Origin of the sequence: Phocaeicola sp. HCN-6420, assembly GCF_037890145.1 — a bacterium.
Classification (GTDB): domain Bacteria; phylum Bacteroidota; class Bacteroidia; order Bacteroidales; family Bacteroidaceae; genus Phocaeicola.
In genome coordinates this window covers 1-22,951 of the sequence record NZ_JBBKBJ010000015.1, presented here as the reverse complement: position 1 = coordinate 22,951, position 22,951 = coordinate 1, and the positions used below count along the sequence as shown (strand labels likewise).

The 22,951-nt window shown below is 40.7% G+C and carries 20 protein-coding genes; 2 read left to right on the top strand and 18 right to left on the bottom strand.

Annotated elements, in window-relative coordinates; all coding sequences use genetic code 11:
- Positions 1-5: 5 nt before the first annotated feature.
- The 5 genes from WKT12_RS10025 to WKT12_RS10005 form a co-directional block, all read right to left on the bottom strand.
- A complete protein-coding gene (locus tag WKT12_RS10025; protein WP_340319637.1) occupies positions 6-824 on the bottom strand; it encodes a DUF3805 domain-containing protein in 819 nt (272 codons plus the stop codon).
- Between the two features lie 64 nt (positions 825-888).
- Positions 889-1,266, bottom strand: coding sequence for a VOC family protein (locus WKT12_RS10020; protein WP_021971466.1), 378 nt, complete (start codon positions 1,264-1,266; stop codon positions 889-891).
- An 8-nt stretch (positions 1,267-1,274) separates the two neighbouring features.
- Positions 1,275-2,006: an MBL fold metallo-hydrolase gene (locus tag WKT12_RS10015; RefSeq protein ID WP_021971465.1), complete on the bottom strand. Its 732-nt coding sequence runs from the start codon at positions 2,004-2,006 to the stop codon at positions 1,275-1,277.
- A 14-nt stretch (positions 2,007-2,020) separates the two neighbouring features.
- The gene (locus WKT12_RS10010; RefSeq protein WP_021971464.1) at positions 2,021-3,226 is read right to left on the bottom strand and encodes a hypothetical protein; all 1,206 of its coding nucleotides are present in this window, start codon (positions 3,224-3,226) and stop codon (positions 2,021-2,023) included.
- Between the two features lie 81 nt (positions 3,227-3,307).
- Positions 3,308-3,685, bottom strand: coding sequence for a RidA family protein (locus tag WKT12_RS10005; RefSeq protein ID WP_340319604.1), 378 nt, complete (start codon positions 3,683-3,685; stop codon positions 3,308-3,310).
- 304 nt (positions 3,686-3,989) lie between these two features.
- On the opposite strand from WKT12_RS10005, the gene rho reads away from it, so the two are divergent.
- Both rho and WKT12_RS09995 read left to right on the top strand, forming a co-directional pair.
- The gene (rho, locus tag WKT12_RS10000; protein ID WP_340319603.1) at positions 3,990-6,002 is read left to right on the top strand and encodes a transcription termination factor Rho; all 2,013 of its coding nucleotides are present in this window, start codon (positions 3,990-3,992) and stop codon (positions 6,000-6,002) included.
- Between the two features lie 207 nt (positions 6,003-6,209).
- On the top strand, positions 6,210-6,884 hold the full coding sequence (locus tag WKT12_RS09995; protein WP_021971461.1) for a porin family protein: 675 nt from the start codon (positions 6,210-6,212) through the stop codon (positions 6,882-6,884).
- Positions 6,885-7,012: 128 nt separating this feature from the next.
- Here the strand turns inward: WKT12_RS09995 and WKT12_RS09990 are convergent, their stop codons facing one another.
- The 13 genes from WKT12_RS09990 to WKT12_RS09930 form a co-directional block, all read right to left on the bottom strand.
- Positions 7,013-7,450 (bottom strand): PepSY-like domain-containing protein, encoded by a 438-nt coding sequence (locus tag WKT12_RS09990; RefSeq protein ID WP_021971460.1) that lies wholly within the window; start codon positions 7,448-7,450, stop codon positions 7,013-7,015.
- Positions 7,451-7,602: 152 nt separating this feature from the next.
- Positions 7,603-8,877 (bottom strand): sensor histidine kinase, encoded by a 1,275-nt coding sequence (locus WKT12_RS09985; protein ID WP_340319602.1) that lies wholly within the window; start codon positions 8,875-8,877, stop codon positions 7,603-7,605.
- A complete protein-coding gene (locus WKT12_RS09980) occupies positions 8,874-9,551 on the bottom strand; it encodes a response regulator transcription factor (protein WP_021971458.1) in 678 nt (225 codons plus the stop codon). The genes WKT12_RS09985 and WKT12_RS09980 overlap by 4 nt, the downstream gene beginning before the upstream one ends.
- 182 nt (positions 9,552-9,733) lie before the next feature.
- Entirely contained in the window at positions 9,734-10,474 is a 741-nt protein-coding gene (locus WKT12_RS09975) for a NigD1/NigD2 family lipoprotein (protein WP_340319601.1), read from the bottom strand.
- Positions 10,475-10,588: 114 nt separating this feature from the next.
- Positions 10,589-13,156 (bottom strand): alpha-glucan family phosphorylase, encoded by a 2,568-nt coding sequence (glgP, locus tag WKT12_RS09970; protein WP_021971456.1) that lies wholly within the window; start codon positions 13,154-13,156, stop codon positions 10,589-10,591.
- 29 nt (positions 13,157-13,185) lie between these two features.
- Positions 13,186-14,853 (bottom strand): glycosyltransferase, encoded by a 1,668-nt coding sequence (locus WKT12_RS09965; protein ID WP_340319635.1) that lies wholly within the window; start codon positions 14,851-14,853, stop codon positions 13,186-13,188.
- 202 nt (positions 14,854-15,055) lie between these two features.
- Positions 15,056-15,517, bottom strand: a complete 462-nt coding sequence (locus tag WKT12_RS09960; protein WP_021971454.1) for an ATP synthase subunit C — start codon at positions 15,515-15,517, stop codon at positions 15,056-15,058.
- 41 nt (positions 15,518-15,558) lie between these two features.
- Complete coding sequence (locus WKT12_RS09955) at positions 15,559-17,364, bottom strand: V-type ATP synthase subunit I (protein WP_340319600.1); 1,806 nt, start codon at positions 17,362-17,364, stop codon at positions 15,559-15,561.
- Positions 17,361-17,966, bottom strand: coding sequence for a V-type ATP synthase subunit D (locus WKT12_RS09950; protein WP_340319598.1), 606 nt, complete (start codon positions 17,964-17,966; stop codon positions 17,361-17,363). Before WKT12_RS09950 ends, WKT12_RS09955 begins: the two co-directional genes overlap by 4 nt.
- Positions 17,967-17,985: 19 nt before the next feature.
- The gene (locus WKT12_RS09945) at positions 17,986-19,305 is read right to left on the bottom strand and encodes a V-type ATP synthase subunit B (protein ID WP_021971451.1); all 1,320 of its coding nucleotides are present in this window, start codon (positions 19,303-19,305) and stop codon (positions 17,986-17,988) included.
- Positions 19,306-19,324: 19 nt separating this feature from the next.
- The gene (locus WKT12_RS09940; protein ID WP_340319597.1) at positions 19,325-21,082 is read right to left on the bottom strand and encodes a V-type ATP synthase subunit A; all 1,758 of its coding nucleotides are present in this window, start codon (positions 21,080-21,082) and stop codon (positions 19,325-19,327) included.
- A gap of 15 nt (positions 21,083-21,097) precedes the next feature.
- A complete protein-coding gene (locus WKT12_RS09935; protein ID WP_340319596.1) occupies positions 21,098-21,937 on the bottom strand; it encodes a DUF2764 domain-containing protein in 840 nt (279 codons plus the stop codon).
- Positions 21,938-21,946: 9 nt separating this feature from the next.
- A complete protein-coding gene (locus WKT12_RS09930; RefSeq protein WP_021971448.1) occupies positions 21,947-22,537 on the bottom strand; it encodes a hypothetical protein in 591 nt (196 codons plus the stop codon).
- Positions 22,538-22,951: the final 414 nt, after the last annotated feature.

Here is a 22,951-nt window from a genome sequence, read left to right as displayed (position 1 = left end):
AACGGTCAGAGTACCGCCTCTACTTCCGAACGGATACGCGCATACTCGGCCTTCAAGTCGCAAGGCTGGCCGTTTTTCACCTTATCCCATATCAATCGGGCCGGATTGACCATAACATCTGTCTGAGCGAAGCGCAAGGCAGGATACTCCTTCTCGCCGTCTACGACTGTCACCCAGTCCATGCCATCCATTTCATTTACAAGAATCGCTCCGAAGGCAAAGCCAAAACTTTCCCATGCCGACCGCTGGTTCTTGTTGAAACGTCCGCTATCCATCACTTTCTGTATGCTGTCTATATCGGCTTCACTCGAAGTAAAATCTTTGGTGAGCTGCTTCTTGATGGTAGAAACAGCCCAGTCGTATGCTTCATTGATAGCATTTATCTCGAGCACACGCACCGGAATAATTTCTTTCCATGGCTTTTCACCTGCGCCACGCACATTCAGCGACGCTATAATCTGCTCGGCCACCTTTACACTTTCGCCTTTGCTCACGGTAAACGAACATTCTACCGAGATATTCCCCTTACCCGTCACCCAGATATGGGAAGTATACCATACTCCGTTTTCCTGAAAGCTCTCGGTCAGATAGGCACAGTTCCACTTGCCGACCTTGACCAGTTTCACTCCACGACTCTGCTGCATTTCGTACTCGATACACTCCTGTGCATAATTCCGGCTCTCGCCCTGATAGGCTGAAATACGGAAGTTTCCCGTCCATTTGTCGGGATTGTAAAACAAGAAACTGTCTTCTGTGTCCTCAAACTCGCGCCAGTCTGACGGATATTCCAGTGAGAACCACGAACCGGGGGATATATATTTCATCATAACCATGTTATTTTTAAGAAATCAATACTAAGACACGTACACACATTTTCTCTGCGGCATATTATTTGACCGGAAGAATCTCTATCCAGTAGTCGTCCGGATCATTAATGAAATAGAGTCCCATAGCTTCATTTTCGAAACATACGCAACCCATTTCCTTGTGGAACTTGCGTACTTCATCGTAGTCACCTTCTACACGCAAGCAGAGATGGCTTTCATTTTCGCCCAGTTCGTATGCCTCCGTATGGTCGCGCAGCCATGTCAGCTCCAGCAGAAAATCAGAATGGTCGTCGGCCATATATACCAGAATGAATGAACCGTCGCCAGCTTCCTTACGGTGCGACTCATGCAATCCCAGTGCTGTTTCATAAAACTTGATACTCTTTTCCAGATTAGTCACATTGATATTAAAATGATCGAATCGTCCTTTTACTTGCATAATACTTTTCATTTATTGAGTTCTAAACTTATTTTTTGTCCTCTCGACCGTATTTCAGGCATCGAGGCGCCATTCTTCTGCGCTATGGGCAGGAAAGCAGCAGCCTTATCGTATGCTTCGTCGAAGTGCATCGGTACAAAGATAGAAGTTTTTATCTGTTCTACAAATTGGCGAGGGCCACGCATATACTCCCTCCCCAGGCGCGGATCGACAGGAAACATTACCACATCCATGCTGCGAGTATAGCGGGCAATGTCATTCAGTTCGCGAAGAAAATGATTTTCGTAACCTCTCCATTCGGCCTCATCGCTTTCATCCATCCAGTGCCAGTTATTCAAGTCGCCTGCATGAAATATCTTTTTCCCTGCCACTTCGATAAGAAAAGACACACCGATATCGGTCGATCCGAAAGCATGTATCTGCAAAAGTTCATCGGCGTAATGTTCTCCTTTCTCCAGCCATATCGCATCTTCCGGCCCCGCCAGCTTCTGCTGTAAAATATCCCGCGAGAAAATGAATGAAACGTCGGCATGTTTTGCCCGAAACGTGAGCACGTTTTTATTGAAATGATCGGCATGAGAATGGCTGGAAAGCACATACAGTTTGCCGGGACGTTTCAGTAACTCATCGTGCACAACACCACTTGTTGCCGAAACCGAATCCTCAAAGTAATCCATAATCACGGTAAACCCTTCACCCAGCAAAGCAAATCCGCTGTGATATAAATAGATAAGTTCCATTTTATTCTACCTGTTTATTTTCCGATAGGCTGTATATAAGCACGAGTGGCCTTGTCAATCTCAAGAAACATATAGTTCAGCTTACCAGAATGAATCATTTTTTCATTCTCCTTATAAATACGGGTTGCATATTCCTTCGACTTGTCGAACATCAGCCGCGAAACACTTTCCTGCGATTTTCCCGCCACTGTAGAATCCAGCTTTTCTTCGGGGAAGAAATCGTCCAGATTTACGTCACCTATCATCGAGGTTTCCAGAAAATGCATATTCCGGTGCATGCGGTCGGTATAATATCCTACAAACATATGTCCGGGGATACGTACCAGAATCGGATCGATATTGATAGCCTTAAGCAATGAAGCAAACAACACACTACCGTCCACACAGTTTATCTGTGCCGACTGCAAGGCATCATCGAATGTACGGACCCGCTGAGTAAATACTACATTCGACGACAAGCTGCTGTTGCTGATGGAACTGTACTTAAAGTTTCTTTTCTGTAAAACATACCACAAAGCATATACCTGCTTGTCGACAATGTCTTCACTCTTACCCTGATATCCCCAGAAACGATTGACGATGCGTGTATTCAAGGCTTCACGCAACAGCTGGTCTATCTTCGGATTGTCCTCATTCACATAAGCGGCAAAAAATTCTCCCGTATCATGAAATTTCATACGGCTGTCGATATATCCCAGCAGACATTCGTTGATGCTACGCACAGAAAAAGTATGTACACTACCGCTCAGCTTGCGTTTATTCAACTCCACATGCATGGAAACACTGACCGGAACAGCCTGCTCGTTCTCACGAAGGGCATTGTAATTCCACACGATATCAGGAAAAACGGTATATTCTTTTCCCGCTTCGGGCAAAATAAATTCAGACACGGAGCGTGAAAAGAAAGGGGTTTCATCTACCTCTACCCTCAATTTACTATTGTTATACGTGCTCTTTATACGTACGGCAATGCACGATTTTGAATTACCTATATAACCGGTATCTGCAGGAACAATCAAATTGGCATCCGTAGTAGCCGTCGACAAGATGGTGACAGGGAAAATATTACCGCCCAGTTCGTCCGTAATTTCGAAACTGGAACGGAATGGTTCATACCGATAGATATAAATACCCGCAACCAGCACTACGACAACTCCCAGCACACATGTGGACAATTTCCACTTATTACCGATACGAGAAAAGAATTTCAGCCCTTTCATATTACTCTATTTAAAAGAATGTCACTCAGGAGCAGCCCCAGCCACATCCTGAATGACAATATACTTAATGCAACTGTCAGATTATCTGACTGCAATACATTCAATTTCTACCAATGCGCCTTTTGGCAATGCTTTTACAGCAACGGCAGAGCGAGCAGGAAAATCACCTTCAAAGTAGGTTTCATATACGCCGTTCATTTCGGCAAACAATGACATATCTGCAAGGAATACAGTGGTTTTCACAATATTGGCAGTAGTCAAGCCAGCCTCAGCCAGAATATTTTTAATGTTTTCGAATGATTGTGCAGTCTGTTCTGCTACTCCACCAGGAGCAAATTCTCCGGTAGCCGGATCAACAGGCAGCTGTCCCGACAAGAATACCATACCATTTGCTTCGATAGCCTGGCTATACGGACCGATAGCAGCAGGAGCCTTTTCTGTAAAAATTACTTTCTTCATGTTGTTTGTTTAGCTTTTTAGTATAAAAAAATCTATAAGTTAAAATTCAACGCTAAAATAACACTTTTCTCGCAAACAGAGGAAAAAAAGAAAAAAAAAGGCAAGTTTATTGGATAATATCAGAAAAAGGCTTACTTTTGTCAGTGTAAAAACTTCTTTTTACTTACATCAAATAAAAAAACAATCATTATAACTGTAATTACTGACAAGCGTAAATAATACGGGCACTTTCTTATCATATGCCTGTGCGTGATTCTATGCGCATATGCTTTCATGTATTTACTAAATTCATTACACTATACTTATGTATAACATCATTCAACTAAATGACAAAGATTTGACTGAATTGCAGCAGATTGCCAAAGAGTTGGGACTGAAAAAGACCAGTACGCTACGTAAAGAAGAACTGGTATACCGCATTCTGGACGAACAAGCAATCGTCGGTGCTACCAAGAAAGCGGCAGCTGCCAAGTCAAATGAAGACCGTAAAGAAGGGCAGCCTCGCAAACGCTCACGTATCAGCGTGAAAAAAGAAGGCGACAAAGTGTACACAGCAACAAAGGACAAAGCACAAAAACTGGAAGCTAATACTCCTCCCCTGCCAGCACCTGCCCCGCTCTTTAAAGATGAAAATGTACAACCTTCAGAAAAACAGACGGAAAGCGTTGCCGCTCCTGCCAATGACGAAAAGCCTAAGACTAAACGAGGACGTAAGCCCGGAAGCAAGAACAAAGCTACATTGGAAAAGGAACAAAAATTAAATCAGACAAATACTGAAGAACCTATTCAGGAAAAGACAATTCCAACACCGGTAGACAATGATGACATGGAGCTTCCGGAACTGAACCTTACAGGTGGTGACGACTTTATTCCTATCGAAGATCTTCCTTCTGAAAAAATTGAACTTCCGACAGAGTTGCTGGGAAAATTTGAAGCTACAAAAATGGAAGCTGCTCCACAGACAGCGCCTGCCGAGAAACCTGAAAAGGAAAATAAACCCAATAACAACAAATTTCAGCAGCGCCAGCAACGCTACAACAATAATAACCGCAACAACAATCAGAACGGACGCCAGCAACAACAGCAATCTCAGAACAACAATCATACCGTTCCTCAAAATACAACTGCTAACCTTCCGGCTCCTCAGCTTGCCGTTGCAGAACCGGTACAGCCTAAACCGGTAGAAAAACCGTATGAGTTCGATGACATCTTGGCTGGTACGGGGGTTCTGGAAATAATGCCTGACGGCTATGGATTCCTCCGTTCTTCCGACTATAACTATCTTTCTTCGCCAGATGATATTTATGTATCTCAGTCACAAATCAAACTGTTCGGACTGAAAACAGGTGACGTAGTTGAAGGTACAATTCGCCCGCCTAAGGAAGGTGAGAAATATTTCCCGCTGGTAAAAGTATCAAAAATTAACGGACTGGACCCCGGACTGGTACGTGACCGTGTACCGTTCGATCATTTGACTCCGTTATTCCCGGACGAAAAATTCAAGCTCTGTAAAGGATATGACGACAACTTGTCGGCACGTGTTGTCGATCTTTTTGCTCCAATCGGTAAAGGACAGCGTGCTCTGATCGTCGCACAGCCAAAAACAGGTAAAACTATCTTGATGAAAGATATCGCTAATGCCATCGCTGCCAATCATCCGGAAGTGTATATGATTATGCTGCTTATCGACGAACGCCCGGAAGAAGTAACCGACATGGCGCGCAGTGTAAATGCCGAAGTCATTGCTTCTACTTTCGACGAACCGGCAGAACGTCATGTTAAAATAGCAGGCATCGTACTGGAAAAAGCAAAACGCATGGTGGAATGTGGTCACGATGTTGTTATCTTCCTCGATTCTATCACTCGTCTGGCCCGTGCTTACAATACAGTATCACCGGCATCGGGTAAAGTACTTTCGGGTGGTGTCGACGCAAACGCACTGCATAAGCCGAAACGTTTCTTCGGTGCCGCACGTAACATTGAAGGTGGAGGTTCACTGACCATTATTGCTACCGCCCTGATTGATACGGGCTCTAAAATGGATGAGGTTATCTTCGAAGAATTCAAGGGTACCGGTAACATGGAACTCCAACTGGACCGCAACCTGAGCAACAAGCGAATCTTCCCGGCTGTCAACATTACGGCATCAAGTACCCGTCGCGACGATCTGTTACTCGACAAGACAACATTGGACCGTATGTGGATTTTACGCAAGTATCTTGCCGACATGAATCCGATAGAGGCTATGGACTTTGTAAAAGACCGACTGGAAAAGACCAAAGACAACGAAGAGTTTCTGATGAGTATGAACTCATAAGAATAAATTTTATACAGACTGCATGCCCTGTAAGCTTCTGCCTCTATGCAGAATGCTTGCAGGGCTTTTTTATTCATAAGGTTGTATCAGTACACCGGATTCTTATTTTTACCTTTTTTAAAAATTACAATTAGAAACTTTCACCGTACAAACTCTTATCATGTGGAGTTTATTTTCTATATTTAGACCAACAAAACTCATCACATTATGAAAAGGGTAATTTTATTGATAGCCTTATTTGCTGTCACATGGGAGCTTAAAGCACAAAATAGTGATCCGACACGATGGGAAGCAACTGTGGGATTGAACGTTTCCAACCTTGGCGGATTAGGTTCTCGCACCGGATTCCATATAGGAGCCAGAGCTGAATTTCCGATATTTGCCTTGGATACCAAAGGATACATCAACGCGGGAGCTATTTTGTCATTAAAGGGATGTTCGCAAGACCGGCTGGAACTGGGAACCATAAAAACGAATCCTTATTATCTGGATATACCAATCCATTTCGGCTATAAGCATAACATCACAAGAAATGTATCTGTCTTCGGCGAAGTAGGACCATACTTCGGAATCGGATTATTCGGCAAGCACAAACTGAAAGACGTTACGATTACGGATGTAGAAGGGAGTCACGTAAAAGAAGACTATGAAGAAAATGTTTTTGCAGACAATGGTCTGAAACGGTTTGACTTCGGACTCGGATTCCGGATTGGCGCGGAACTACAAAAAAGATACTCTGTTTCTCTGGGATATGACTGGGGATTGCTTAATGAATATAAAAAAGGTGAAACAACTGCCGGAGAATATAGCAACAAGTACTGGGATGCGACACCCGACTTGAAAAACAGGAATCTGACTATTTCTTTAAGTTATAAGTTCTGATTTTTACGAGGAACGAACTAACTGAAATATAAAAGAGAGCTACATGACTCCCTGTAAACGACGGATTATCGCCAACAAACAGCCCCTTAAAAGTTTATCTGTACAACTTTTAAGGGGCTGAATTTTTATCAGTCATCAATGTCGATTACACGATATTTATTGTCGAAGGTTATTTCCCAATGGTTAGTAAGTTTCACTTCATATTCTTTACCTTTACGTTCTATCTGAAGTATCTTTTCTTCGGGATAGTGTGTCTTAACATATGTTTTAACGGGCGCAGGAACGATGGCGGCAGGTATTTCCGATTTCAGACATTTGACTTCAGTCCAATTGCCAGAATGATCAAACTCCAGTTTTTCTCCGTTTGTAAAAATAACATCGTAGGTCTTATTGAATAATCCTGATTCCATTTTTGCCAAGGCTACCTTATGATTTTTAAAATAGGTTGTAATAAAGGTCTGAGCCTTTGTCGGCAATTGCCCCACCTGAATCGGCTTGTCATTATCTGCCCACAACATTGTCTGTACTGAGAAAAAACATACCAGTAAAAAAACGAACTTCTTCATATCTGCATTGTTTTAATTGTTATTACTTGATTATTGTATTGCAAAGGTGCAGAACGAATCTGAAAAGAAAATGAAATAAGGACAGAAATTTTCAAAATTCGGATTCATCTCCAATCAGAATAATACGAAACTGCCAGATTATTGAAATACCCCTACTCCGATCGGCTTAATGTAAATACATGCCTGTTGTCTATATAAGCATAAGCAATCTGTAAATGATTCGATTTACAAATAGAATCAACCAAAGCCAAACCAAGCCCTGTCGAGCCTTCTTTCTTCTGTCCCTGATAGAAGCGCTCGAATATACGCTCACGGTCCAGAGCTTCCTCGCCGGCATTGCTGATTTCGAACGAACTGGAAGTTATCTTTATATGAATGAATCCGTTATCTACATTATGGACAAAAGCGTTTTTCAACAAATTGGTTACCAGTACAGACACTAAGGCATCATTTATGTCTACGCAGAATTCCGAATCACTTTCTACCGTCACCGTAATATTACGATAAGCATACACTTCCTTGTAGTCCTCCAGATAACGGTTGAGAATTTCATTCAGACAAACAGAATGAGTATCTGCAAACTGACCGTTTTCTATTTTACACAGCAACAGCAAAGAACGGTTCATACGCGTCAAATTCTCTAAGGTCTGATGTGTCTTTATCAGCTCATTTAACTGATGTTCTGTCAGGTTTTCATCTTCCATAAGCATTTCCAGGCGGTTACGACAAATGGCGAGCGGTGTCTGCATTTCATGTGAAGCATTTCCAATAAATACTTTCTGCTGTTCAAACAGTTTCTCACTACGCTCGGCATAAGCCATTGCTGCCGTATTCAGTCGACGAAACTCGGTAACCCGTGTTTCATTTTCCAACGGCGCATTCTTTTTTCCTAACTGATAATTGTCCAACCACCTGAGTAATGTATACAGTGGCTTCATATTTTTATGAAATACCCACACATTTATCAGCAGAATAATCAGTAGCAATAAAACATACAAAAATACAATCCACCAGAAAATAGCTCTTAACAAATCAAGTTTCTCAATGGTCGGTGTATAAACTACCAGCTCCATATAACGTTCATCATCTGTCCGGAAAATGGTTATCAGAACGCGTGCCGGCTCCGTTTCATCTTTTTCAGTAATAAATACCATCTCATCGCGGTAAGTTATTTGAGGATGAGATGCCGCATAAGATTTGCTGACTTCGTATAGATAATATTGGTTGTTGGAACCATTGCTGGCTGCCGGCATTTCTTCTCCCGACAAAGCACGAATAATAAGCCCCTCGGAATAATCTTCCAAGGAATCGTCGACCTCATCATTTACCTCATCGACAATCTTTATGTAAAAGAATCCGGCCCACAAGGATAAAACGATAACCAAAGCCAGCGAGATACGCCATAATACTAAATGGAATAATTTCATTCGACTACAAATTTATATCCGAAGCCGTAAACAGATTTCAGTTCGGGAGTTGCTCCTGCATCTTTCAAACGTTTGCGCAAATTTTTTATTTGCGCATAAATAAAATCAAAATTGTCAACTTGATCAATATGGTCGCCCCAGACGGATTCTGCCAGTGTATTTTTATTTACCAAACGCCCCGGACGTGACATAAAATAAATCAGTATATCATATTCCTTCCGGTTCAACTCTATTTCTTTGCCTTGTACCAGCACACGAAACTGATCGGGAAAAACTTCTATATTCCCGACTTGCAATTTGCGTTCACCATCGCGCAGGTTACGACGGAACAGACTTTTTATGCGTGCATGAAGTTCGGCCAAATGAAAAGGCTTGGGCAGGTAATCATCCGCCCCCAAATCGAGTCCATTCACTTTATCTTCCAAAGAATCTTTTGCTGATAAAATAATCACATTCGTACGCTTTCCCAGTGCATGAAGCTCCTCCAGCAAATCAAGTCCATTACCGTCTGGAAGCATGATATCCAACAAGATACAATCGTAGTCATAATCTTCAATCTTCTGCAGGGCTGTACGATAATCCGGTGCTTGAGATACCACATAACGTTCTTTTTCCAAGGAGTTTGTCGTAATCTCCCTTAAATCTTTATCATCTTCTACTATTAATATTTTCATAGTTCTATTTTTTATGGCAAAAATAAGATTTTCATGGAGATATGCAAATACATTCCTTTATTCTCATAACCTATAACTGAACAAATTTCGGGAGAAACACTGACAAACAAAAAAACACATTCCTATTCTTCTTTCCAAAGAATATGGAATGTGTCTGGTTCATATATCTGCCAATAATTTTCTTATTGCACTTTTACCTCTTTGCCAGCATCATACAAATGCTTGGCATCATCAGGAATGGGTTCGTTCATATTATCGAAAGTAAGTATATGTTCGCCATAATAGGCTTCATTGACTTTCAGCTTAATGCCTTTTGCCTTATCAAGTGGAAGTGTATTTAAATTATAACAGACGACTCCAGGATTTAAATTAAGACCGCCCAACGTATCGCCATAGGTATTATAACGATATTCCAAATGTATATAGCCGTCATCGGCAATATCAGGCTGATCTGCTCTTTTTACCAAGCTGACACGATGTTTATATTGCAAAGGACGTTTCTGAGTAAAAATTACATTCAGATAACCACCTCCAATCCATAAATTTTCCAGATATGCCGGATGATCGGCATACTCATCTTCATTTTCGGGAGTCAGGTCTTCTACCGCCTTCGTCAGGAAAGGATAGATTTGTTCAGCTTTGATGCCGACATCATAGCCATAATAATTATCAAACAAAGGATTGAAGACTAAAAAGGCACGCTGTCCTTCTACCAGAGAATAATTCCATATCCCATTGGCAGCTGGAAACATTGTCCCCCATGTATCGCCTGTAAAACTATATACACCCTCTCCTTCTACACGAACTGTTACCCAATCTGAAGCAATGTCGCCAATAGAATAGCCATCATCATCGCTACAAGACTGCCACATACCCGCTAATACGAATATAGCAGCGACCCAGTATTTTCTCAAAATATTCATAGAATTATCATTTTTCTATTTATTAAAGTAAAAAAATACCGAATACTGCATGTATTAATAAAAATTAAGAGGCTATGAAAATCATAGCCTCTTAATCTATCTATTTAAAATTTATTATTCATTGAACCAGCGAACATAGCAGAAGTCCTGACGATAAGGTAATTCTGGATTCTTCGGGAACATACGGTAAGCAACTTTAAAGCTTCCGGCATTAGACAGACTATGAGTAACCTGGAAAGTATACAAATCACCTTCACGTTTAACCATTTCCATAGGAGCTACACAGTAAACATATTCCTTGCCTTCTACATTGGTATAAGTTACAACCATTTCGATACCTATAGCATCGTCAAGTCCCTTTTCATCGACAACACAAGTAATGGTATAATCCTTACCACTTTCTACATTGCCTTGACGCAGCTCTTCGCACTTATCCATTGAAACGACCTGAATAGAATCCCATTTCTCGGCAACTTCTTCTTTCCATTTTGCCAATTCTTTGACTTTAGCAAAATCATTTTCAGCCAATGCGTGGAAACGTTTAGCTTCCTTACTGTAGAACTTATGATAGTAATCGTCCAACTGACGTTTCATTGTATAGTGAGGAGCAATCTGAGCAATAGAATTCTTGATAGTCTTAACCCATCCTTCAGAATATCCTTTCTTGTTGCGCGCATAATACAACGGTAAAATTTCTGTTTCAAGTATGCTATAGATAGTTGCAGCATCCAACTTATCCTGATACTCCTGATTCTGGTAAGTACGTTTATCAGTCAGGGCCCAACCAGCACCTTCACGATAACCTTCCAACCACCATCCATCAAGAACAGAGAAGTTTACAACACCGTTCATCAAGGCTTTTTCACCTGATGTACCAGATGCTTCCAACGGACGTGTCGGAGTATTCATCCAGATATCAACACCAGAAACAAGGCGACGTGCCAGTTTCATGTCATAATTCTCAAGGAAAATAATCTTGCCCAAGAATTCAGGACGCTGAGAAATTTCAACAATCTTCTTAATCAGACCTTGTCCTGCACCGTCATGTGGGTGTGCTTTACCAGCAAACAAGAACTGTACCGGATAGTCAGGGTTATTTACAATCTTAGACAGACGGTCCAAATCAGTAAACAACAAGTGTGCACGTTTATAAGTAGCAAAACGACGGGCAAAACCAATCAGCAAAGCATTCGGATTAATTTTATCCATCAATGATACAACACGAGAAGGATCTCCCTGATTCTTCAACCATGTATCACGGAACTGATCACGGATATAATTAATCAACTTATTCTTTAATGCCAAACGAGTCTTCCAAATTTCTTCATCGGGCACATTGTAGATCTTTTCCCAAATTTTTGGATTGGACTGATCTTTCAAGAATTCCTTGTCAAAATATTTAGCATACAACTGTTTCCATTCAGAAGCACACCAAGTCGGGAAGTGTACACCGTTAGTTACATAACCTACATGGTTTTCTTCTGGGAAATAACCCTTCCATATACCAGAGAACATTTCCTGAGAAACTTTTCCGTGCAGCCAACTTACACCGTTAACTTCCTGGCAAGTATTACAAGCAAAAGTAGACATACAGAAACGTTCATTGTGATCACCCGGATTGATACGACCTAAATCCATCAAATCATCCCAAGAAATACCCATACGCTGCGGATAACCTCCCATGTATTTTCCGAACAAACCTTCGTCGAAATAATCATGACCAGCAGGAACCGGAGTATGAACAGTGTACAATGAAGATGCACGAACTACTTCCAAAGCTTCATCGAACGACATTCCGCTTTCTACATAATCGCACAAACGCTGAACGTTACATAATGCAGCATGACCTTCGTTGCAGTGATATACATCTTTCTTTATGCCTAACTTCTTCAGCAGCAAGACACCACCGATACCTAACAATATTTCCTGTTTCAGACGGTTTTCCCAGTCACCACCATAAAGCTGATAAGTAATAGGACGGTCGAACTCACTGTTCATTTCATTATCTGTATCAAGCAAATACAAAGGTACACGACCTACATTTACTCTCCATACATATGCATGAACATAATAATTCAAATAAGGAACATCAAGTACCATCGGCTGACCATTCTCTTCAGTTACACGTTCCAATGGAAGACTTCCAAAGTTCTGTGCTTCATAATTGGCAATCTGCTGTCCGTCCATAGACAAACTCTGAGTGAAATAGCCGTAACGATACAAAAATCCGATACCGCACATATCAACGTTGCTGTCTGAAGCTTCTTTCAGATAATCACCCGCCAGAATACCCAAACCACCAGAATAGATCTTCAAGACATGAGTCAGACCGTATTCCATACAGAAATAGGCAACGGAAGGACGAGAAGTATCAGGCTTCTCATTCATATATGCTTCGAATTTATTATAAATGCTATTTATTTTATCCAGAACTTCATGGTTTGTAGACAACGCTTCAAGTTTTTCGTAACTTAAACGTTCCAGCAAAGCGACCGGGTTCTGACCTACGACCTGCCATAATTCAGGGTCCAGTTCTTTAAACATCTCGGTTGCTTCATCATTCCATGCCCACCAAATATTACGAGCCATTTTTCCCAACATCTTCAATGATTCGGGAATACGAGATTTTACATTTACCTCTCTCCATACCGGAGCGTTAGCATAATTCGTTTTGACTTTCATATTGCTTAAAATTAGTATAAGAATTCAAGTTATTTCAAAGAAAGGCGCTTTGCAGCATTACGTAACGCAATGTCGTAGGCCTCATAGTAGTACTGTATAAAGTGTTTCCACAGTGCCTTTTCAGCAATATTTGCCGCATTCTTACGTATTTTATTAATCTCTGTATCAGTCAATGTCGAAAATTCAGTAATCGTATCTTTTATCATATCTGCTACTTCCGAATAATTGTAATCTGTACGATGGATTACTTTTACTCCGTCTTCCAACATAGAGTAACTTCCTTTCAAGGAATTTACCCATAATCCGAATCCGGCCAAATCGGTAGTAATAGTAGGGACTTTGAAAGCAATGCTCTCCAACGGAGTATACCCCCATGGTTCATAATATGAAGGATAAACACTTAAATCCATTCCAATCAGTAGATCATAATACAACTCATTCAATATGCCATCTTTACCATCCAGATAACAAGGGACAAAAACAACTTTTACCTTTGTATCCACAGCATTAGACATATTCAGATATTTCAACATATCCAATACCTGGTCATGACTCATGTTATGCAACCAATGGGTAATAAACGGACACTCCAGAGGAGTATCATAGTCTTTGCCACTATCCAGACGCTCACGCAAATCTTCACGAGCCTCACCTACCCATCCTGGTACATAGATAAACGCCAGAATATCTTTCTTCAAGTTCTTGTCACGTGTAAGTCTGTTCAATGCTTCCAGATAGACATTGATTCCTTTATTCTTAAATTCATAGCGTCCACTGGTTCCAATAATCATTGTTTCATCGGTAAGATGAATGCCCATTAGTTTGTTTGCCATGTTCAACAGAGTGGCACGGGCATGCTTACGTTTTTTAGCAAAAGCCGTACCCTTAGGAACAAAATCATCCTCAAAGCCATTCATGAGAACAACATCTGCCGACTTATCCAACAATTCACTACATTCATGATTCGTAATCTCACTTACCGTAGTAAAACAATCTACATGATGTGCAGTCTGCTTTTCAATAGAGTGTTTTGACTCCATATTAAGTTCCCGCGCCATCTGGTCGCCATTATAAGCAAATAAATAATCGTAAAGAGGTTTATTGTTTCCGGCAATTGAACGTCCGATAGAAGTAGCGTGAGTAGTGAAGATTGTTGCAATTTCAGGAACGTGTTTCTGTATATATAAGGCTCCCAGTCCGGTCATCCATTCATGTGCCTGATAAATAACTTTATCAGAGGCTTTCAAGTTATACCTATAATAGCTTTCTACTACCTTTCCTGCTGCATATGAGAACATGGATGCTTCATCATAATCACCATAAGCGTGAAGGGAATCTACTTGGAAGTCGATCCATGCTTGGGTATAAATATCATTCTTTTGAGCATAGTACGAAGTGAAATCTACTAAAATAGCAATTGGATGTCCCGGGACATTCCATCGTCCTATACGTATTTTCAGTCCATCTTCTTCTGTAGCATGTTTACGCCATGCCAGCAACATCTTTTCATCTTCGGTAAATAGAGGATTCTCTTTTCCTAGCCAAACATCCGGACCAATAAAGAAAATCCTGTCAGGAAATACGTTCTGCAGGGTTTTCGCCCTTGTTGATAGTACAGTATAGATACCCCCTACCTTATTGCACACCTCCCAACTCGATTCAAAAATGTAATCAGGTGTTAATAGCTGTTTCATCATCATCTTTAATATTTTCTAAATCAGGCACGAAGTTACAAAAAACATTTAATAAGGCGAAGAAATAAAAGTTTTTTATTCCATTTTCACCTATTACTAATAAAAAAACGCCTTGGCTTTATTCCTTTAAAGCCAAGGCGTTTCGAGAAAATATCAGAAGACTCTTTCAAAGGACTTCCAATACCCGCTCGTTTATTATACTAATTTATGCAAGTGCAGAACCCATCAAGAATGTAGCAGCAAGAGCTACAATTGCATACAATTCCGGGAATACGGCCAAAATCAAAGTATTACCAAATACATTGTGTCCTTGTCCGATAGCTGCAATACCATTTGCGCAAACCTGTCCCTGACGAATAGCCGAGAACAATGCGACCAATCCCAAGCCAATACCAGAGCCAAGAACAGCACAAGCCTGAATAGCCGAAATTTCGGGAGTCAAAACATTAAAGATGCTCTGGAACATAAAGTAACCGGCAAAACCATACAATCCCTGAGTACCCGGAAGGGCTGTCAAGACCAAGAAGTTACCAAATGCACTATCATTTTTCTTCAAAGCTCCAATTGAAGCATTACCTGCAATTGTTACGCCATAAGCACTACCAATTCCTGATAAACCAACCATAATTGCGATGCCAATGTAGGCAATCAAAAGATTCATTTCCATAATTTATAAGATTTAATTTTTAGTTTTTTACTTTGTTATTATTAGTTTTTAAAAGGTTTATATTCCTTTCCGCCTCCTTCATATCCCGAATTCTTAAAGAACTCTACAAAAGTCAGACGCATCGGGTGCACCATTGCTCCCAGTACATTCATAAACATATTTATAGCATGTCCGATTACAAAAATCAAGACCATAACTATCGGACCGGCAATGACATTATCAGGACTCATTCCCACAGCCAAACTATTAAATACACTTGCCAAAATTCCTCCCGACAATCCTAATGCGAACAGACGGACATACGACAAGACATCACCTAACAGACCTGTAGCCATGTTATAACTATCCCATAGTCCCAGACCAATATTTATAAAAACATTCTTTCCCGGACTATTGTACAAGTAGGCCATCAATACTCCGATAACCAAGAAGACCAAATGAATCGTTCCACCCATCGGCATGAAGCCTGGAGCAGCAAAAGCAATAGCCGTACTAACCAGGATAAAAAGCCATCCGATTGTAGCGACAGCATATTTAAAGCCGAACTGGATTGTCTGATTTACAGCCTTTAGTATCATACCAAAGATAATCTGTACACCTCCCAATATCAGAGAAAGATTGAACATCTGCTGGTTATCCAGCGAAATTGCTTCTTTCAAGCTCTGGAAAAGAGGAAGTTGAATATCATACAGATTAAATCCAAAACAAGTACCAGTCAAAAGCCCGCACACCATTGTAGAAGCCCCCAGCAACTGTACCAATGTAAGAATTGGCTTCATCGAAGCTGATATGTTCTTTGCTACAAGCCGATAAATAGTGACAGCCAGCAACATGAACAAGCCATAACCCGAATCACCCAAACACAATCCGAAGAACAGCATAAAAAATGGAGCAAAGAACGGAGTCAAATCCAATTCATTATACTTCGGAAGCATATACAAACGCATTATCGGTTCAAAGAGCCGGAAGAATCCTTTGTTATCAAGCAAAATAGGGACATCATCCTCTGGAGTAGGATCTGCTACTTCGTAGTACACCTCCTTTGTTTCCAAGAAACGCTCTATTTCGCCAATACGTTCGGCCGGCGCCCATCCTTGCAACAACATCAATTTATTATCAGCAAGTGAATCCGTATTCAATACAACTTTAGAGAACTCTATCTGCGAATGCACCTGTGCTTGCGCAACTTGCAAATCAGGAATAGCAGATGCTGCCAGTTCCTTCATTCGCGTCTGCAGTTCGTCATTCTGCTTTATCAGATCCTCTTTCCGTGTCTGAAGGTCAGACAGAGAACAATCCGGCAATTTAGCAGCTTCCACTTCCAAGTCGACGTTTTTACCAACCGGAACAACTGTCACAAAATACAACTTCGAACCAACATGATTGATAATTATTGCATTATACAAATTAGTCCACTCCTCCTTAAACTGTTTATCAGAACAAATGTAGAAATCAATCTGATAACCAGCATCACGAAGGCGGTCCAAGCTCGTTGGTTCAAAATTTCCCCACGGTTCCAATTGCAAAAGTTCTTTTTCTACAGCCTGAAGTTTATGAGATACCTGTTGTATCTGTTGTTGGAGGCCCTCAAACTCCGCAAGGGTTTCCTCTCCCTTCTCAACATTTCCGGTATGAGCAACCGCAGGAATATTCAAGCCTTGCAACATTTTTATAGTTGCAGCATAACGTGCCGATAAGCGGATACTTTCTTGTAAGGCCGCATTCTCAGCACTACCTTGTGCTTTGGTAGCCACATGTACCACTCCCAAGTCGCGTATACTCTTTAAAAAGGCATCATATTCTTTATGATAAACCAGAAACGTAAGTTTCTTCATCTTAGCAATCATACCTCAGCCTCCTTTCTTTTTTCCTGAATCGATTTCAGAATCTTCTGAGAAGATTTCGACAAGTTCTCTTCATCTTCCATGAAACGCTTGATTTTTCTCAGCGCATCCTGATAACCGGGTATCTGAACCTTCTCAAAAAGATTCACTTTCTGCGTAGTTTTCTTACGCGCATGTTCCAGCAAGCTCAATTTGGCGAGTGTAAATTCTCTTTCAATGGCTGTACGAGCCAACTCTTTCAGTAAGTGAATACCATCGGCATACCATTTAGGACTACAAAATAAGCTAAACGGCCGAATCTCAAAATCCACATCTTCCAAAAGCGGTACACGTACTCCAGCAATCTTACGTACGCCCAAATGAACATCCTTCACCTTTATCAATGAAGCATCAAATTCATTCCAGAGTGCGAACATGGCTTCATAAGCCTGAATTTGTTTTTCCAGGCTTCCTTCAAGTTCCACAGCCTCAGTCTTGCAGCGCTTTACCTCCAGTCGCAGCGCACTTTCCTTATTTTTAATAATAGGAAGCGTACGCACACGAATCTTGAGCTGCTTCTCAAGCTGTTGCAACGAAGTTTTATTATATTGAAATTTTATAGCCATTTCTCTGTGAATTTATGAATTACTTTTTCCAGTACTGATCAACAAATTCTTTCTTGATATTAACTTCTTCCGGCTTAAAGTATTTACTGAACAATCCCCAAGTCACATCAAGCATTTCTGTTGTATTCAGGTTAACATCGATAGCTAGTAACTGGTTTGCATAATCCTTTGCAAAAGCCAGTGCACGTTCGTCGTAGTTGGTCAAATCGAAACCGTTCTCCATCTTAGTCTTCGCATTAGCTGCATCAGCATACAAACGTACGGCTGCATTCATAACCTGCGGATGATCTTTACGTGTTTTTTTACCACTAACCAACTGTTTCAAACGCGACAATGAACGGAACGGGTCTACGATTACCTTACCGATGTCACTATCACGACGTAAGAACAACTGTCCTTCAGTGATATATCCAGTATTATCAGGAACTGCATGTGTAATATCGCCGCCCGACAAGGTCGTTACCGCAATAATCGTAATAGAACCTCCGGTCGGGAACTGTACAGCCTTTTCATAGATCTTCGCCAAATCTGAATACAATGAGCCCGGCATAGAATCTTTCGATGGAATCTGGTCCATACGGTTCGACACGATAGCAAGCGCATCAGCATACGAAGTCATATCTGTAAGCAGAACCAACACCTTCTGATTATGCTCAACAGCAAAATATTCGGCAGCAGTCAAAGCCATATCAGGAATCAGCAAACGCTCTACAGGAGGATTTTCGGTAGTATTTACAAAACTGATAATACGATCCAACGCACCAGCATTCGAGAAGACATTCTTAAAATACAAGTAGTCATCGTTCGTCATACCCATACCGCCCAGAATAATTTTATCCGTTTCCGCGCGTAATGCCACATTCGCCATCACCTGATTGAAAGGCTGATCAGGATCTGCAAAAAACGGGATTTTCTGTCCGGACACCAACGTATTATTTAAATCGATACCCGCTATACCAGTTGCAATCAACTCAGAAGGCTGTTTTCGACGTACAGGATTTACCGATGGTCCGCCAATTTCGACTTCTGTACCCTCAATCTCCGGTCCCCCGTCAATAGGCTCACCGAAAGCATTAAAGAAACGTCCCGCAAGCTGTTCGCTTACTTTCAGCGTAGGCGATTTACCTAAGAATACAACTTCTGCATTAGTCGGAATGCCTTCTGTACCTTCAAATACCTGGAGTGTTACCTCATCACCAGCAATCTTAACCACCTGGGCCAGCTTGCCATTCACCATAGCCAGTTCATCATAGCCCACCTCCGTTGCTTTCAACGAACATGTAGCCTTTGTAATCTGGCTAATTTTAGTATATATTTTTTGAAACGCTTTTGTTGCCATTTTCTTTTACTTTATAAGTTTACTTCACACTTCTTTCGGCAACCAATGTAGCAAGCTGCTTACGGAAATCTTCATATTGTTCAGATTTATACTTAGAGTAGTTCATCTGCTTACAAATATTTATCATTTTCTTGAAGTAATCCATTACCTCCACAAAGGTCTCAAACTTGAAGTCCGTGTGACAAATATCAATAATCATATTCACAATATCCTCCTGACGCTCCATCGGAGTAACAGAATCTACTTCATCGAACGCATCCTGCTGCAAGATAACAAAGTCAATCAGTTCCGACTTCCAGAAAATTACATGATATTCTACAGGAACACCATCATCCCCTAAAATATTAATCTGTTCGGCAATTTCCTTTCCACGCAACAAACGAGTTTTCAGTTCATTCACTTTTCCTGTCCACTGTCCATTGATACGCTCTGTAATATATTTTTCAAATTCCGGATATTCCAAATACTTTGAATATGAGTCAATCGGGTTTACAGCTGGATAACGTTTACGGTCGGCACGTTCCTGCTCCAAAGCATAAAAACATCGTGCTACCTTTTTTGTATTTTCCGTTACCGGCTCTTTCAGGTTACCACCTGCCGGTGATACCGTTCCGATAAAAGTAATAGAACCAGTTGCACCATTATACAGATGTACGAATCCGGCACGTCCATAGAAATTGGATATAATAGCAGAAATATCCATCGGAAACGCATCTGGTCCCGGAAGTTCCTCCATACGGTTAGACATTTCACGCAAAGCCTGTGCCCAACGAGAGGTAGAGTCGGCCATCAACAAGACCTTCAATCCCATGGCACGATAAAATTCAGCCATTGTCATAGCAGTGTATACAGATGCCTCACGTGCTGCAACCGGCATATTAGAAGTATTTGCAACGATAATTGTACGCTCCATCAGCTTACGACCAGTATGTGGATCTACCAGTTCGGGGAACTCCGTAAAGATTTCTACTACCTCATTCGCACGTTCACCACAAGCAGCTATAATAACGATATCAGCTTCAGCTTGTTTAGAAATAGCATGCTGCAACACAGTCTTTCCCGTTCCAAACGGACCAGGAATAAAACCTGTACCTCCTTCTACAATCGGATTCATTGTATCAATGACGCGCACACCTGTTTCCAGCAATTTATACGGACGTGGCTTTTCAACATAATTCGTCATAGCCTTTTTCACCGGCCATTTCTGAATCATATTTACTTTAATGTCTTCACCTTCCTTATTTGTCAAAACAACGACTGTATCTTCGATAGTATAATCACCTTCTACAACAATCGACTTCACCTTGTAAGTTCCATGAAGTTGAAAAGGTACCATAATCTTCAACGGCTGATGGTTCTCTTCCACTTCACCCAACCAAGCAGAAGGTCCTACTTCATCACTCACCTTTACTATTGGCTTAAAATGCCATTTCTTTTCCTTATCCAATGGATAAGTATATTGTCCACGTTTCAGGAAGATTCCTTCCATTTTGTCAAGGTCATTCTGCAAGCCATCATAATTTTTCGATAGCATGCCCGGTCCCAAAGTTACTTCCAACATATGACCTGTAAATTCGGCCTCGGCTCCAACTTTCAGTCCACGTGTACTTTCGAACACCTGTACATATACATTTTTACCCACAACCTTGATAACTTCGGCCATCAAACGGTCACCTCCGGTAGTTATATAACAGATCTCATTCTGAGCCACAGGACCGTCAACAGTCAGCGTAACCATATTGGCGATAACGCCTAAAACAGTTCCTTTTGTTGCCATTCTTATCTTTTTTTATTATTTTCTAAATTCTTCTGGTATTTGAACTTCATTCTTTAAATTCTGAATCATTTTGCGGAACAATTCATTTCCTTTATCCTTATCCAATGAAATCCAACGTTCAATCATTTCAAGTTGCATCAAGAAAACGAAGACACGCTCAATTGTAAAATAATGAAAGAAAGATTCATCTTCCAGCCATTTCCACTTTAACGTATCGACCTTTTTCTCTCGTTCTACCAGTTCCTCAATATCAGAAATACGCTGCAATGTTTCAAAATATTCAAGTGTTTCGTTTAATCCAAAATCACGTGCATTCGATGTACGCAACTGCTCACATATACTTGTTTCTCCGACAATAACATTTGACACATCCATTTTATATTTCCGCGCCGCCAAAGCAGCAAGTATATTGTTTAAGTTTAAATTAAACTCAAACCACGAGGCAATAAAGGCATTACAGCATGCCATTCCATAAGAAAAATATAATGAAGCTAATATATCTTCAGCGCGATATAATTCTTCTTGTGAAAGTCTGAAATATTGAGTAACGAAATCTACCAAATAGGAAGGAAATCTTTTATCCGGAATATCTCCATCGCGCACAGCATCAATCAGTTGGAGTAATTCTTCAGATGAAAAATTTCCCCTCCCCTCTGTCGCAACATCCTTATTTTTCAAGAGCTTCAGCAAGTCTGTATTATCAAATTTTAGATAAAATAAATCTATCAGCTTCCGATCTTGAACAGATAATTCTGGATACAACTCCGACTTAAAATCAGCCACAGAATAACTTAATTTACCATCATCCAGTGAGATATCAGGCAAACCAGCTACCAGACAATAATATGTACTCATAGTTTTCTGTTAAAACAACATTTCGACTAGCTGAGGACGAAGAAACTCTTTAAAGTAATTTTCAAATTCCTCTTCACCAAAATTCACTTTATACGATCCATCTGCCGGTGAAACAGAAAAAAGCGCCTTGGCCCCATTTACTTCTTCTATTTTAACCCCCTTATCAAGCAAAGACTTAACATCCGAGGCAAAATACTTCTTTAATGATTCAGCATCTTTTACAGAAATGACAATGGGTTCGTTTGCTGACCATTGAGTAGCCAATGCTACAATAAATTTGTTGAAATAATCTTTATCTGCAATAAATCCTTTTACTGCATCCGAAACAGTCTGATTTGTCAATAAATTAGTAACTTCTGTTTTCAGTGCATTCAGGGCCTGTCCCGCAAACAACTTCAATTCGGACTTTGTGTTCTCCGTTAATTCATCAGCAGATTTACGAGCATTAGCTATAATTCCTTCAGCTTCCTTCTCTGCATCAGCAATCAACTTCTGAGCTTTCTTCTGAGCCTCTTCGATAAGTCGCTGCGCTTCTTCATTACCCTTTTCCACCCCTTCACGATAAATCTTATCAGTGAGCTCCTGAATTTTGTTTTCCATAATAATTATTAAACTTTAGTTATATAAACTTACAATTTTAGCAATTGTAATTGTTACAATATCTGAAGTCAAATATACTAAATAAGCCTTAATCACCTACTATTTCGAAGGAAATATTTCCGCTCAAAAGAAAAGATTTTAATTTCACAGTCATGAAGATGTAATATGCTATTAGCCCGACATGTTTTTCAACATAAATAGATAGGAATAGACTATTTCCTCACTAACAGATAGCGCTGAATGCATTATCAATATTAATAAGCTTCGGCATTTTCTATTAAGCTCCCATTTGTCATCATTTCCTGAGCATCCGGAGAAGTTACCATGCGGGAGGGGAAGCCCTTCGCCCGCCGTCAGGAGTCCCGGGGCAGGGACATAAAAAAAGGTCCCGCAGCAACGTTGCTGCAGGACCCT